This is a genomic window from Seonamhaeicola sp. S2-3 (assembly GCF_001971785.1).
Lineage (GTDB): Bacteria > Bacteroidota > Bacteroidia > Flavobacteriales > Flavobacteriaceae > Seonamhaeicola.
In genome coordinates this window covers 1,854,494-1,868,432 of sequence record NZ_CP019389.1, presented here as the reverse complement: position 1 = coordinate 1,868,432, position 13,939 = coordinate 1,854,494, and the positions used below count along the sequence as shown (strand labels likewise).

At 31.6% G+C, this 13,939-nt stretch carries 14 protein-coding genes; 8 read left to right on the top strand and 6 right to left on the bottom strand.

The window, feature by feature from the left end; all coding sequences use genetic code 11:
* Window positions 1-92: 92 nt before the first annotated feature.
* From BWZ22_RS08565 to BWZ22_RS08555, 3 genes are read right to left on the bottom strand one after another with little or no spacing between them, the layout of a single operon-like run.
* Complete coding sequence (locus BWZ22_RS08565) at window positions 93-440, bottom strand: phage holin family protein (RefSeq protein WP_076699342.1); 348 nt, start codon at window positions 438-440, stop codon at window positions 93-95.
* Between the two features lie 34 nt (window positions 441-474).
* Entirely contained in the window at window positions 475-1,239 is a 765-nt protein-coding gene (locus BWZ22_RS08560; protein WP_076699341.1) for an alpha/beta fold hydrolase, read from the bottom strand.
* Window positions 1,240-1,953 carry a pyridoxine 5'-phosphate synthase gene (locus BWZ22_RS08555; RefSeq protein ID WP_076699339.1) on the bottom strand — a complete coding sequence of 238 codons (714 nt, stop codon included), beginning with the start codon at window positions 1,951-1,953 and terminating at the stop codon, window positions 1,240-1,242.
* Between the two features lie 87 nt (window positions 1,954-2,040).
* On the opposite strand from BWZ22_RS08555, the gene BWZ22_RS08550 reads away from it, so the two are divergent.
* The 8 genes from BWZ22_RS08550 to murI all read left to right on the top strand — a co-directional run bounded on the left by BWZ22_RS08550 (window position 2,041) and on the right by murI (window position 10,260).
* Entirely contained in the window at window positions 2,041-2,700 is a 660-nt protein-coding gene (locus BWZ22_RS08550; RefSeq protein WP_076702386.1) for a CBS domain-containing protein, read from the top strand.
* A 28-nt stretch (window positions 2,701-2,728) separates the two neighbouring features.
* Window positions 2,729-3,613 carry an NAD kinase gene (locus tag BWZ22_RS08545; RefSeq protein WP_076699338.1) on the top strand — a complete coding sequence of 295 codons (885 nt, stop codon included), beginning with the start codon at window positions 2,729-2,731 and terminating at the stop codon, window positions 3,611-3,613.
* 111 nt (window positions 3,614-3,724) lie between these two features.
* Window positions 3,725-4,411 (top strand): DUF6089 family protein, encoded by a 687-nt coding sequence (locus BWZ22_RS08540; RefSeq protein WP_076699336.1) that lies wholly within the window; start codon window positions 3,725-3,727, stop codon window positions 4,409-4,411.
* A 1-nt stretch (window position 4,412) separates the two neighbouring features.
* Window positions 4,413-5,153, top strand: a complete 741-nt coding sequence (locus BWZ22_RS08535) for an isoprenyl transferase (protein WP_076699335.1) — start codon at window positions 4,413-4,415, stop codon at window positions 5,151-5,153.
* Window positions 5,086-7,704 (top strand): outer membrane protein assembly factor, encoded by a 2,619-nt coding sequence (locus tag BWZ22_RS08530; RefSeq protein WP_083692248.1) that lies wholly within the window; start codon window positions 5,086-5,088, stop codon window positions 7,702-7,704. The genes BWZ22_RS08535 and BWZ22_RS08530 overlap by 68 nt, the downstream gene beginning before the upstream one ends.
* Before the next feature lie 124 nt (window positions 7,705-7,828).
* Entirely contained in the window at window positions 7,829-8,875 is a 1,047-nt protein-coding gene (locus BWZ22_RS08525; protein ID WP_076699333.1) for an OmpH family outer membrane protein, read from the top strand.
* A 28-nt stretch (window positions 8,876-8,903) separates the two neighbouring features.
* Entirely contained in the window at window positions 8,904-9,410 is a 507-nt protein-coding gene (locus BWZ22_RS08520) for an OmpH family outer membrane protein (RefSeq protein WP_076699332.1), read from the top strand.
* Between the two features lie 70 nt (window positions 9,411-9,480).
* Window positions 9,481-10,260, top strand: coding sequence for a glutamate racemase (gene murI, locus BWZ22_RS08515; RefSeq protein WP_076699330.1), 780 nt, complete (start codon window positions 9,481-9,483; stop codon window positions 10,258-10,260).
* 75 nt (window positions 10,261-10,335) lie between these two features.
* Here murI and BWZ22_RS08510 read toward each other — a convergent pair whose 3' ends face one another.
* From BWZ22_RS08510 to BWZ22_RS08500, 3 genes are all read right to left on the bottom strand, one after another.
* Entirely contained in the window at window positions 10,336-10,848 is a 513-nt protein-coding gene (locus BWZ22_RS08510) for a gamma carbonic anhydrase family protein (protein WP_076699329.1), read from the bottom strand.
* 61 nt (window positions 10,849-10,909) lie between these two features.
* Entirely contained in the window at window positions 10,910-11,644 is a 735-nt protein-coding gene (locus BWZ22_RS08505) for a LytTR family DNA-binding domain-containing protein (protein WP_076699327.1), read from the bottom strand.
* Window positions 11,645-13,813 (bottom strand): histidine kinase, encoded by a 2,169-nt coding sequence (locus tag BWZ22_RS08500; RefSeq protein ID WP_076699326.1) that lies wholly within the window; start codon window positions 13,811-13,813, stop codon window positions 11,645-11,647. It abuts the gene before it with no gap.
* Between the last annotated feature and the right edge of the window lie 126 nt (window positions 13,814-13,939).

The following is a 13,939-nucleotide window of genomic DNA, read 5'->3' as shown; positions in this document are numbered from 1 at the left end:
TTTAAATAATCTAATTAGTATAACTAAAATTGGGACGCAAAAGTAATACATTTTTGCATCCCAACAAAGTTTTTAACACCCTGATTATAAGGCTATTTTTTATCTTCTTTTAAAAGTGAATGTAGTATTGATTGTAATATTGAAAGTAGTATGCTAAAAAGTATGGCTACCCAAATACTACTTACCGAAAAACCATCTATTAATTTGTCTGCCAACAAAATAATTAAAGCATTAATAACAAGTAAGAACAACCCTAATGTTACAATGGTTATTGGCAATGTAAAAATTACCAAAATTGGTTTTACAAAAAGGTTTAATACTGATAAAACTACTGCCACTATTATTGCCGTAACATAGTCATTTACTGTAACGCCCGATAAAACATGAGCCAACACAAACACCGCTAAGGCGTTTAATAAAAGTTTAATAATTAGTTTCATAGAATTATGTTTAATTCTTACAAGTTACAAAATATCAACCAACAAATTTTATAACTGCAGTAAAAAAGTCTTTTGGGTTTTCGGCATGTAACCAGTGGCCTGAATTGGCTATAGTAACAATTTTTGCGTTTGGAAATTGGTTTAATATTAGTTGTTCATCTTCTACTCCAATATATTCTGAACGGTCTCCTTTTAAGAATAACACGTCTTTTTCAAATCGTAAATACGATGGCAATGCTTCTCCTATTTCGGCAACTTCGGCTTTTAAAACATCTAAATTAATCCGTAATCCTAATTTTCCTTTTTCTACCCAATATAGGTTTTTAAGTAAAAATTGTCGAGTTCCAAAATCGGATACAAATTCACTTAAAACTTTATCGGCTTCACCTCTACTTTTTATTACATCAAAATTTAAAGCGCTTAAGCCTTCTAATATGGTTTGATGATGTACAGGGTAGAATCTTGGTGAAATATCGGCTACTAATAGCTTTGAAACAAGATTTGGATACAATGCTGAAAACATCATAGCGGTTTTACCTCCCATAGAGTGACCAAGCAAAACAATATCGTTTAAATTATGAGCTTTACAATAGTTTTTTAAATCTTCGGCAAGTATTTCATAATTAAAATTCTCATCCCAAAAACTGCGTCCGTGATTACGTTGGTCTACCAAATGTACTTGAAACCCTTGCTGGCTAAATTGCCTTCCAAGTGTTTTCCAATTATCGCTCATTCCTAAAAATCCGTGAAGAATAATAAATGGTTTTCCTTCACCTATAATATTTGAATATAGAATCATTTATTTCAACTTATGTAAATACATTTGAATAACATTTTCAGCACCTAAATATAAACTTTCTGCTACCAAGGCATGCCCTATAGAGACCTCTAAAAGTCCGGGTATATTTTCTTTAAAGAATTGAATGTTTTCTAGTGATAAATCATGGCCTGCATTAATACCCAAACCTAGATTATTAGCTAAAACAGCACAATCTGCGTACGGTTTTACGGCTTCTTTATTACCTAAACTGTATTGATGCGCAAAGGCTTCTGTATACAATTCAATTCTATCTGTTCCGGTTTCTTTAGCGCCTTCAATTTGTTTTAAAACAGGGTCTACAAAAATAGAAGTTCTAATATTGTTTTGTTGAAATTCTTTAATAACATCAACTAAAAAATCCTTGTGTTTTATGGTATCCCAACCAGCATTACTAGTTATGGCGTCTTCAGCATCTGGCACCAAAGTAACTTGTGTTGGTTGCACACTTAAAACTAAATCTATAAAAGACTTTATAGGATTCCCTTCAATATTATATTCTGTGTAAACTACAGACTTTAAATCGCGTGCATCTTGATACCTAATATGACGTTCATCTGGCCTTGGGTGAATGGTTACCCCTTCGGCTCCAAACCGCTGAACATCTTTTGCAAATTGCACTACATTGGGAACATCGCCTCCTCTAGAATTTCTTAACGTAGCAATCTTATTAATGTTTACACTTAACTTTGTCATGAATTGTTTTTTAAAACAAAAATACAAAGTAGAAAAGGCTTAAGTGTTATTTTTTTAATTAATTTGCATGGTATACATTTAGCTCTTATGAAATTGCAAGAATATATTATAAACGACATTAAACCTGTTGAAAGCAGTAGTAAAATAGCAGATTTACAACTACTTTTCAATCAACTTACATATTCACATATTCCGGTTAAAGATGTTAATGGTGTATTTACAGGAGTTCTTTTTGAAACAGATGTACATTGCTTTGATGGCAGTAAGCCTGTTAGTGAGTACCTGTATGCAATAGAAAATTTTTATGTTAGAGACACTACGCTTTGGCTAGATGTGTTAGAAGCCTTTGCAAAAAACGCATCTAACATTATGCCTGTATTAGATGAAAAAAACAATTATTTAGGATATTATGAACTCAATGATATTATAAGTCTTTTTAACGAAGCTCCTTTCTTTCATGCTCCTGGAGCAGTTTTAGTTATTGAAAAAGGTATAAACGATTATTCTTTTAGTGAAATTAGCCAAATTGTAGAATCTAATAATGGCAAATTACTAGGAGCTTTTATTTCAAACATAAAAAATGATGTGGTACAAGTAACTCTTAAAATAGGCAACACAAGTTTAAATGATATTATTCAAACATTCCGAAGATACAGTTACAACATTGTTTCTGGGCATGAAGAAGACACATACATTGAAAGTTTGAAAGAACGATCGGACTACTTGAATAAATATTTAAACATGTAACCCTTAACAAGGCAAAAAACAATTAATAATGAAGGTAGCCATTTTTGGACGATTTTATAATGATACAACCACACAATCGGTTGAAACCCTTTTCCATTACTTATTAAAAAAAGATATGGATGCCTATATTGAAACCGAGTTTTTCAATATTATAAAAAAAGAATCGCCTAATTTTCAAGATTATATATCATTTAAAACTTTTGACACTTTAGACACCTCTTTTGATTTTCTTGTAAGTGTAGGTGGAGATGGCACCATTTTAAGAGCTATTACCTTTATAAAAGATATTGATATACCAATTATAGGGCTTAACACAGGACGTTTAGGTTTTTTAGCTACCATACAAGTTGACGCTATAGAACAAGCCATTCAAAACATTATTGATGGTAAATACAAAATATCAGAACGTAGTTTGTTAACTGTAGAAACCACCCCAGAAAATAAAGAAATTAGCACTTTAAATTTTGCTTTAAACGAGATAGCCGTTAGCAGAAAGAATACCACCTCTATGATTACCGTTGAAACCCATTTAAACAACGAGTATTTAACATCTTATTGGAGCGATGGTTTAATAATTTCAACCCCAACAGGATCTACTGGGTATTCTTTAAGTTGTGGTGGTCCCGTTATAACACCAGATACTAATAGTTTTGTTTTAACACCAATTGCTCCACACAATTTAAGTGCAAGACCCCTTGTTATTCCAGATACTACAGAAATTAAACTTAAAGTTTATGGTAGAGAAGAACAGCATTTAGTGTCATTAGATTCTAGAATTGCCACACTAGATAACGGTACATTGATAACAATTAAAAAAGCCGATTTTAAAATTAAAATGATTGATTTACTAGATGAAAGCTTTTTAATAACCCTTAGGAAAAAACTACTTTGGGGAGAAGACAAGCGTAATTAAACCTATATTTCACAATAATTTGTAAGAAATACTGTTTTTACACTAATACAATTTAGTTCAAATTACTTTTGGCTAATCTTATTTATTATATTTGCAAACTTTTGAATATCTATGAGGCACTTAACCGTATTAGTATTTAGTATTTTAAGCATCCATTTTGGCCACTCTCAAATTAATGAAATAGGGCTCTATTTAGGAGGCTCTAATTTTATTGGCGATGTAGGGGCTACCAATTACATTTCACCAAATCAATTAGCTATTGGTGGTATATACAAATGGAATAGAAGCCGAAGACACTCTTACAGAGCATCTCTCATTTTTAGTAAATTAAAAGGCATAGACACCAATTCTGATGACCCAAGACGAATTCAAAGAGGTTATGAGTTTTCAACAAATATTACAGAACTTTCTTTAGGTATGGAGTTTACTTTTAAAGATTTTAACTTACATTCCGAAAGAAAAATAGGCACACCCTATTTACACTCTGGAATAACAGCTGCTAAACATGATAACCACTTTTTTTTAAATGGTGTACAAACATCTGAAAACAGTTCTAGTTGGGCATTTGGTATTCCAATGACATTAGGATACAAAGCCACTTTTATAGATAACATTATATTTGGTATTGAAATTGGAGCCAGATATACTTTTTCTGATAATTTAGACGGAAGCTTACCAGAAGACCCGGCTTATTATCAATATAGATTTGGAAATATTAACAATGACGACTGGTACGTGTTTTCTGGTATAACTTTAACTTATACCTTTGGAGAAAACCCATGTTACTGTATAAACTAAAATGGATTTAAAAGAACGCATACTAAGTAAAAAACTCCCAGACCACATTGCCATAATAATGGATGGTAACGGTCGTTGGGCAAAACAAAAGGGCATGATGCGGGCTTTTGGTCATGAAAACGGTACTAAATCTGTTAGAAAAACGGTTGAATCCTGTGCAGAATTAGGTGTTAAAAATTTAACACTTTACGCTTTTTCAACAGAAAATTGGAACCGACCAAAATTAGAAGTTCAAACCCTAATGAAACTTCTAATATCCTCATTAAGAAAAGAAATAAAAACGCTTCAAGACAATAACATAAAGCTATCGGCAATTGGCAATCTATCACTACTACCTGCTAAGGTTTTTAAAGAACTTTCTGAGGTAATTAACAAAACTAAATCTAATAACAGAATGACTCTAACTTTAGCTTTAAGCTACGGCTCTAGAGAAGAATTGCTAAATACTGTTAAAGAGATTAGTATTAAAGTTAAAAATAATATAATTTCGCCCGATAATATTGATGAATCAATTATAAATGAGCATCTTTACACGCATAATTTACCAGATGTAGATTTGCTTATTAGAACTAGTGGAGAACAACGCATTAGTAATTTTTTGCTTTGGCAAATAGCGTATGCAGAATTATATTTTACCAATGTGCTTTGGCCAGATTTTACAAAGAAGCATTTGTATGAAGCTATTATTGAATATCAAAAAAGAGAGAGAAGATTTGGGAAAACAAGTGAACAACTTAACTAACAGACTACCGTTAAAAACATATTTAAAATTCAGTTTAGCAATCTTGCTTACTACGCTAGCTTATTCTAATATACAAGCTCAAGATTTATCATTTAATTCAAGTAAGAAATACACTGTTGGTACTATTTCTGTTTTAGGTAATACCACTTTTGGAGAGCAAACAATTGTAAACTTCTCTGGTTTAAGAAAAGGGCAAGAAATTAATATTCCAGGAGAAGAAATAGGTAACGCCATTAAAAAACTTTGGGGCACTAAGCTATTTAATAATATTGAAGTTTATGTTACTAGCATTGAAAACGGTACAGCAAACCTTCAAATTAGGTTAGAAGACTTACCGCAACTAAATGAGTTAAAAATAAATGGTGTTAAAAAAGGAAAGGTTGAAAGTATAATAGAAGAAAACAAACTCAAAAAAGGCACTAAAGTAACAGAAAACCTTATTACAACTACTAAGAATTTCTTAACAAAAAAATATAAAAAACAAGGGTTTTTAAACACCAAAGTACATATTAACACCATAGAAGTTAAAGACACCACAGGAAGTGCACGTGTTAATATGGTGCTAAATATTGATAAAGGTGAAAAAGTAAAAATTAAAGACATTGTGTTTAATGGCAATAATGCTATAAGTGATAAAAAACTTAGAAAAGCCATGAAAAGCACAAAAAAAATTAACCGCCTACGTATCTTAAAACGTTCTAAATTTATAGATTCTGCTTATCAAGCAGATTTATCAAGTGTAGTTGATAAATTTAAAGAAAACGGATATAGAGATGCTAGAATTATTTCTGATAGCATTATTTATAACAATGACAAAACCATATCTATTAATATTGACATAAATGAGGGCGAACTGTATACCTTTGGAGATATTAAATTTATTGGTAATACTGTTTATACAGACCAACAATTAAGAAACATTCTTCGTATTGAAAAAGGAGACACCTACAATGGTGTACTATTACAAAAAAGAATAGCCGATAACACAAAACCAGATGCTAATGATATTACCAACTTATATCAAAACAGCGGCTATTTATTCTCTACTATTCGTCAGGTTGAAGTAAGTGCCGATGATAATGTAATTGATATGGAAATTAGAATTACAGAAGGAAAACCCGCTTACTTTAATAGAGTTTCTGTTGTTGGTAATGACAAAACCAATGACCATGTTGTTTACAGAGCATTAAGAACACGCCCTGGACAATTATACGACAAATCAGACGTAGTAAGAACTGTTAGAGAGCTAGGACAGTTAGGTTTCTTTGATGCTCAAGAAATTTCACCAAACTTCAACAATCCAAACCCTGTTGAAGGCACTATAGACATGGAATACTCTGTAAAAGAAACCGGTTCCAGCCAAATAGAATTACAAGGTGGTTACGGTGGTGGTGGCTTTATTGGTACACTGGGGCTTTCTTTTAATAACTTTTCAATAAAAGACATCTTTAAAAAAGAAGCCTATAAACCAATCCCTATGGGAGATGGCCAACGTTTAGCATTACGTTTACAAGCCAGTAGGTTTTACCAAACATATAGCTTTCAATTTTCAGAACCTTGGTTAGGTGGTAAAAAACCTGTTCAATTTTCAACATCTTTATCACACACCAAACAATTCTTATATGACTACACAACAGGTAATGCAGATAAAAGCAGAAGTTTTAATATTACAGGTATAACTTTTGGTTTAGCAAAACGTTTATCTGTACCAGATGAATACTTTACACTATCAAACGCTATTAGTTATCAACGCTACGATTTAAACAACTACAATACAGGTTTATTCACCTTTGGAGACGGGTATTCTAACAACCTATCTTACACCATTGGTTTAAGTAGAAATGATACTAGAATAGACCCTATTTTCCCAACAGGAGGTTCTAAATTTTCTGCAACAGCAAAATTTTCATTCCCTTACTCCTTAGTTAATGGTGTTGATTACGCTCAACTTGCTGAAGATAGAGAACAAGCTGTAATTGATCAAGATAGTGATGAACTAGCTAAAATAGATCAAGAACGTTATAAATGGTTAGAGTTTTATAAAATAAACTTTACAGGAGAGTGGTATAACCAAATTGCAAAAAATTTAGTTTTAAGACCATTAATAGAATTTGGTTTCTTAGGAGCTTATAACAACGATAGAGGTGTTATTCCTTTTGAAAGATATTTTGTTGGAGGTGATGGTTTAGGAACCTACAGTTTAGATGGTAGAGAAGCTATTCAATTACGTGGTTATCCAAACCAATCGTTATCAAGTACAGATGGAGGTACTATTTATAACAAATTCTCTTTAGAGCTTCGTTACCCCATTACTTTAAAAGCATCTGCTAAAATTTACGCTTTAGGCTTTTTAGAAGGAGGTGCATCTTATGATAGATTTAGAGACTACAATCCTTTTGATATTAAAAGATCTGCCGGTTTAGGTATTAGAATCTTTATGCCTGCATTTGGTTTATTAGGTATAGATTTCGGACATGGTTTTGACCCTATCATTGGCGAAACCACCAAAAATGGCTGGGAAACTCACTTCATAATAGGGCAACAATTTTAAGTCTAAAATTATTTTGGCACGATATTTTCTAATACATGTTTGATGTTTTGCATAAGAATTAAAATTTTTAAAGTTAAAATTCGTTAATTTTGAAGATTAAGTGAAAAAAATAAAAACATATAACATGCAAAACAAAGTTCTTTTTTTACTGACATTAGTTTTAATAAGCATCTCTTCATATGCCCAACGGGGTGTTAGAGTAGCTTATATAGACACAGAGTATATATTAGAAAACGTTCCAGAATATCAAGAAGCTATTGCGCAATTAAATCAAAAAGCCGATAAATGGAAAAATGAAATTGCAGAAAAGCTTAGTGCCATAGAACAAAAGCGTAAAGATTTAAGTAATGAAAAAGCACTTTTAACAAAAGAGCTTATTGCAGAACGCGAAGAAGATATTTATTTTGAAGAAAAAGAAATATTAGATTATCAGCAAAAACGATTTGGTCCAAATGGTGATTTGTTTATTCAACAAAAACAGCTCATGCAGCCAGTGCAAGATCAAATATTTGCAGCCGTTCAAGATATAGCAACAAATAGAAAGTATGATTTTATTCTAGATAAATCATCTAATGCAACCATACTCTTTTCTGCTAAACAATACGATATTAGCGAAACTGTTATAAGAAGTATAACCAGAACCGCTAAAAGAACTCAGGCACAATCTAAAGCAGAGCGAAAAGCTGCCAAAGAAGAAGAATTAGTGCCTGAAATAAATTTAGAACAAGAAGCAAGAGCTAAAGCATTAGAAGAAAAGAAAAAAGCTAGAGAAAGCGCTATTGAAGAAGCCAGACAGAAAAAATTAGCCGCAAGAGAAGCAAAAGTTAAAGCAGCAGAAGAAAGACGGCAAAAAATATTAGAAGAGCGTGAAAAAGCAAAACAGGCTAAACTAAATGCTAGAAATAAAGTTTCTGAAACAGACGATAATGAAGAAGACGATAAAACGGATGATGATGTAAAAGAAGAGGCAGAAACTGAAACAGATACAACAGAAACAAAAACTAGAGCGCAGTTAATTGAAGAAAATAGACAAAAAAAATTAGCTGAAAGAGAAGCTAGAAAAAAAGCTTTAGAAGAAAAAAAGAAGAAAATTTTAGAGGAAAGACAAAAAGCTCTAGAAGAAAGACAAAAAATAAGAGACAGTATAAACAATATAAACCAAAACAAATAATTTATAACACATTTAATACAATTTAAAAATGAAACACTTAAAAACTATTTTATTAGCAACGGCAATATGCATAGGGAGTATTAGTTTTTCTCAAGCTCAAAGTAAAATCGCCCACATAAATACCCAAGAATTAATTGCTGCAATGCCAGAAATGAAAAATGCGCAAAAAGAATTGGAAGCTTTACAAAAAACGTATCAAACAGATTACCAATCTACAATAACAGAATTTCAAAATAAAGTAAAACAATACGAAGCTGAGGCACCTACAAAGACCGATGAAGAAAACGCAAAAAGAGGTCAAGAAATTCAAGGTATGCAACAAAACATACAACAGTTTCAAAATGATGCTGCAAAAGATATTGAGAAAAAACGAATGGATTTATTACAACCAATTACTGAAAAAGCCAAAGCAGCTATTTTAAAAGTAGCAAGAGCTCAAGGGTTTGATTATGTTCTAGATTCTTCTGTTGGTGTAACTATTTTAGCCGATGGAAAAAATTTACTAGACGATGTAAAAAAAGAACTTGGTATTTAATTTACCTGAATACAAATAACTTACTTTAAAGCTGCTTTTTACTAAGCAGCTTTTTTATTTTTGTTAAACTATGAACAAACAACCTATTGGCATTTTTGATTCTGGTGTAGGAGGCACTTCTATTTGGAAAGAAATTCACCATTTGCTACCAAATGAAAGTAGCATTTATCTTGCCGATAGTAAAAATGCACCTTACGGTCCAAAAGGAAGAGAAATCATTACCAACTTAAGCATTAAGAACACAGAACTTTTGCTTGAAAAAGGCTGTAAAATAATTGTAGTAGCTTGCAATACTGCTACAACTAACGCTATAGATTTGTTAAGAAGCACGTATAAAGTACCTTTTATTGGCATAGAGCCTGCTATTAAACCTGCTGCATTACAAACTAAAACCAACGCAGTAGGTATTTTAGCTACTCATGGTACACTTAGTAGCGAGTTATTCTCTAAAACTTCAGATAAGTTTGCTAATAATATTACCGTTATTGAACAAGTTGGCAATGGTATTGTTAACCTAATTGAAAGTGGAAAACTTTTTTCTAATGAAATGAAGGTTCTTTTAAAAACATACCTAGAACCTATGATACAGGCTAATATTGATTATTTGGTTTTAGGTTGTTCTCATTACCCTTATTTAATGCCAATTTTAGTAGACTTACTACCTAAACATGTAAAAATAATTGATTCTGGTGAAGCCGTTGCTAGACAGACAAAGGCTATTTTAAAACAATACAATTTGTTAAATACCGAAACCTCAAATCATAATATTGAGTTTTTTACTAACGGAAACCCAGACGTTATTAAACAGCTTTTAAATTCAAATTACAGCATAAATTATCTTGATTTTTAACGATTCTTGCGTTAGCGATTGCAGCAAGTTACCGTGTAACGCGGAAAGCGCGACCCGCAGGGTAACGCCCAAATTTTATTTAAACCAACTGGAATATTTTATGTAATTATTAGCTATTCTATCTATTTCTCCTGAGATTAATTCTTTGCTAATATCTTTTATTTTTTTGGCAGGTACACCAGCATAAATGCTCCCTGCTTCTACTTTTGTATTTTGAGTAAGCACCGCGCCTGCTGCAATAATACTATTGCTTTCTACCACACAACCATCCATAATAATACTACCCATACCAATTAAAACATTGTCTTTTATAGTACAACCATGCACCAACGCATTATGCCCAATAGATACATTGTTACCAATGGTAGTTGGATGCGTTTTATAAGTACAATGTATAACGGCACCGTCTTGCACATTTACCTTATTACCCATTTTAATGTAATTAACATCACCACGTACAACGGCACTAAACCAAACACTACATTGATTTCCCATTGCTACATTGCCAACTATGGTGGCATTGGGGGCTATAAAACAATCTTCTGGTATTTGGGGCATTGTATCTTTTACTGGTAATATAACTGGCATATTTTTATTGATTAATTTAATTAATAGCGCTTAACTTTAAAAAGTTGTTGAAATAACAAAGCTATTTAAAATAGGATAATAAATCTGCTTTTTTTGATGCCGAAACCATAATTTCTTTTCCGTTGCTTAGTACCACACTTCCTCCTTTTCCTTTTAGGTATTTAACAACTTCATTGACGTTTACTAAATACGATTTATGCACGCGTGCAAAACTGAAGTTATTTAATGCTTGTTCAAAATATTTTAGCGTTTTACTTACTACCTTTTTTTTGTTATTTAGTAGATAAATTTCAGTGTAATTATCATCGGCTTTACAGAAGAGTATCTCTGATGTGTTTAAAACCTCAAACCCATCTAATTGCGGAATGGTTAATTTTCCATTAACCCCATTAGTTTTAGGTACTAAAACTTGATTTTGTAAAGAGTTTTCTTTTGTTTTTATTTCGGTTACATAATCTACCGCTTTAATAAGTTCATCTATAGAAATTGGTTTCATTAAATAGTAAGAAGCATGCGCGTTTAAAGCGTCTATTGCGTAATGGTTATACGCTGTAACAAAAACGGTTTCAAAATTAATATAGCCAACTTTGTCTAGTAAATCAAAAGCATTACCATAAGGCATTTCAACATCTAAAAATACCAGGTCTAAATTATGGTTTCTTATTAATACCAAGGCTTCATCTACATTAGCCGCTTCTCCTAAAATAGATACGTTTGGGCAATATTTATTCAGGTAATTTTTTAGAATATCTCTACTGGTTTGCTCGTCTTCTACTATAATGGCATTTAATTTCATTTAGTCTTTTTTAAGAGTTACAACAACTTTTGTTCCGGTATCTTCGGTTTTTTGAAAATCTGTTACCAAAACATCTACTTTATCTTTATACATTTCATTTAAAATAGACACGCGTTTTTTAATATTACCCATCCCTTTTGAGTTTTGTTTTTGCTGATGCTCTGTTTTTAAAGCTTTAGATTTTTTTCTACCTATACCATCATCTATAATACTAATACGAATCTGTTCTGTAGAGGTTTGAGTAATATCAATTTCTAGATGTCCTTTACTTTTTTTATAGCGTAACCCATGCCAGACGGCATTTTCAATGTAAGGTTGCAACAACATGGGCGGAATTACAAAGTCCTTGATATTAATGTTTTTGTCGATATTAATGTTATAATCGAACCGATCTTTAAATCTGAAATGTTCTAATTTAGTATATAACCTAAGTAATTCTATTTCTTTTTCTAAAGGAATAAAATCTTGTTCGCTATTCTCTAAAACAGCTCGCATTAAAAGTGAAAAATCTGATAAATATTTATTTGCAGTACGCTCATCGTTTGAAGCTATAAAACTATTTACAGAGTTTAGAGCATTAAAAATAAAATGCGGATTCATTTGGCTTCGTAATGATTTTAATGCCAACAAATTATTTGCTAACCGCTGTTGCCTAATGTATTTAAACATTAAAAATGCTGCAATTAAAAGTAGTAAAACACCTCCTATAAGTGAATAAATAACCAGTTTTTGGCGTTTACTTTGTTCTGCATTAAGTTGGTATTTAGTGTCTGCCAAAGATTTTTCGCTCTCTAAACTATTTATTCTAGTTTGCTTGCTTATAAGGTCTTTACTAAATTTTGATGCCTGTGCTATTTCTTGTTCTTTTTTTACATAGATTTTTTCAACTAAATCTACATAATTTTGATATGCAATTAATGCTTCATTATAATTTCCAGCATCTCTATAAATCTCTGACAACTTTTTGGTAGCATCTTTTTGAACAATTAGGTCTTCTTTTTTATCGGCTTGTTCTATACTTTTTTCAAGAAAATTAATAGCATTAGGAATATCATTTTGAAGTGCATAGGCATTCCCTATTTTATAATTTTGCCGTTGTGGGGTTAATGGGCTTTCGTTATCAAAAATAGAATCGGTTTGAATTTCTTCTATATCTTCTAGCGCTTGTTTCCTGAGTGCAATTTCACTGGAATAATTTTTACTTTTACTCTGAAAATCGGCTACTTTTATTTTTTCCTCTAATGCTCTTTTTTTGTTTTCTTCACTCGCTAATTTTAATGATTTATTAAAAAATCCTTGCGCACTATCTGTTTCTCCTTTTGCATTATAAACCTCGGCTATTTTAGAGTTTAAATCGGTTATTTTGAGTTTAATTAAATGTTTTTGCGCTATGCTTAACCCTCCTCTATATGCTTTTACAGCATCGTCATAACGGTTAGTTAACTTATACACATCTCCTAAGCCCTCAAACAAAACCACCAACTGATAGTTTGATAATGTACGCTTATTAAGGTTGTTGTATATATCTAAACTTTCTTGATAATTTCTGTTTTCTTTATAGGCTAATGCTAGCTTTAATTTAACTTGGTTATTCTCATTATTCTGTATACTAACTTGGTAATTGGAAGCGGCAAGATCATGTTGTTTCCAGAACATATTAATATCTCCTAAAACCTCATAGGCCTCTGCATTTTCTTTTTTAGAAGCACTTAGTTTTAAGGCTTCTGTAATAAACCCAATACTTTTTTTAGCATCTTTTTTAAGATAGGTTTCTGCAGAATCTATATACCAATTAAACTGTGGCTCTTTATTTTTAGAACGCTTACTAATAAATTTATCTTGTATAGGGCTCTCTGGTTCTACTTTAACAAGAATGCGCTCATTGCTCTGAATAATATAGTAAATGGTTTCAAAGTCTTTATGCCTAATGGTAAGTTCATCTCCTTTTTTTGCTTGTATTCTAAACTCTCCAAAAATATCGGTTGTGGTATAAGAGCCTCCATTAACTTCAATATTAACATTGGCAATTGGATCTTGAGAGCCACTTTCAACAACTTTACCTCTTACTGTAAACCTTGGCGAATCTTCATCAATAGTAATTTGTGCCAACCCTAAAAACGTGTTGAACAACAAACAAAAAAACCATATCTTCTTTAAAGCAGTATGCATTTACTATTTAATAATAGATAAACATACACACTTTAGTTGGTTTAATAAAATGGCTAAATTCTTTTTCAACGCTTTTTAGGCGTTAAAAATCCTTGTTTACAAATTGATGAGTGTTGTTTACTCATT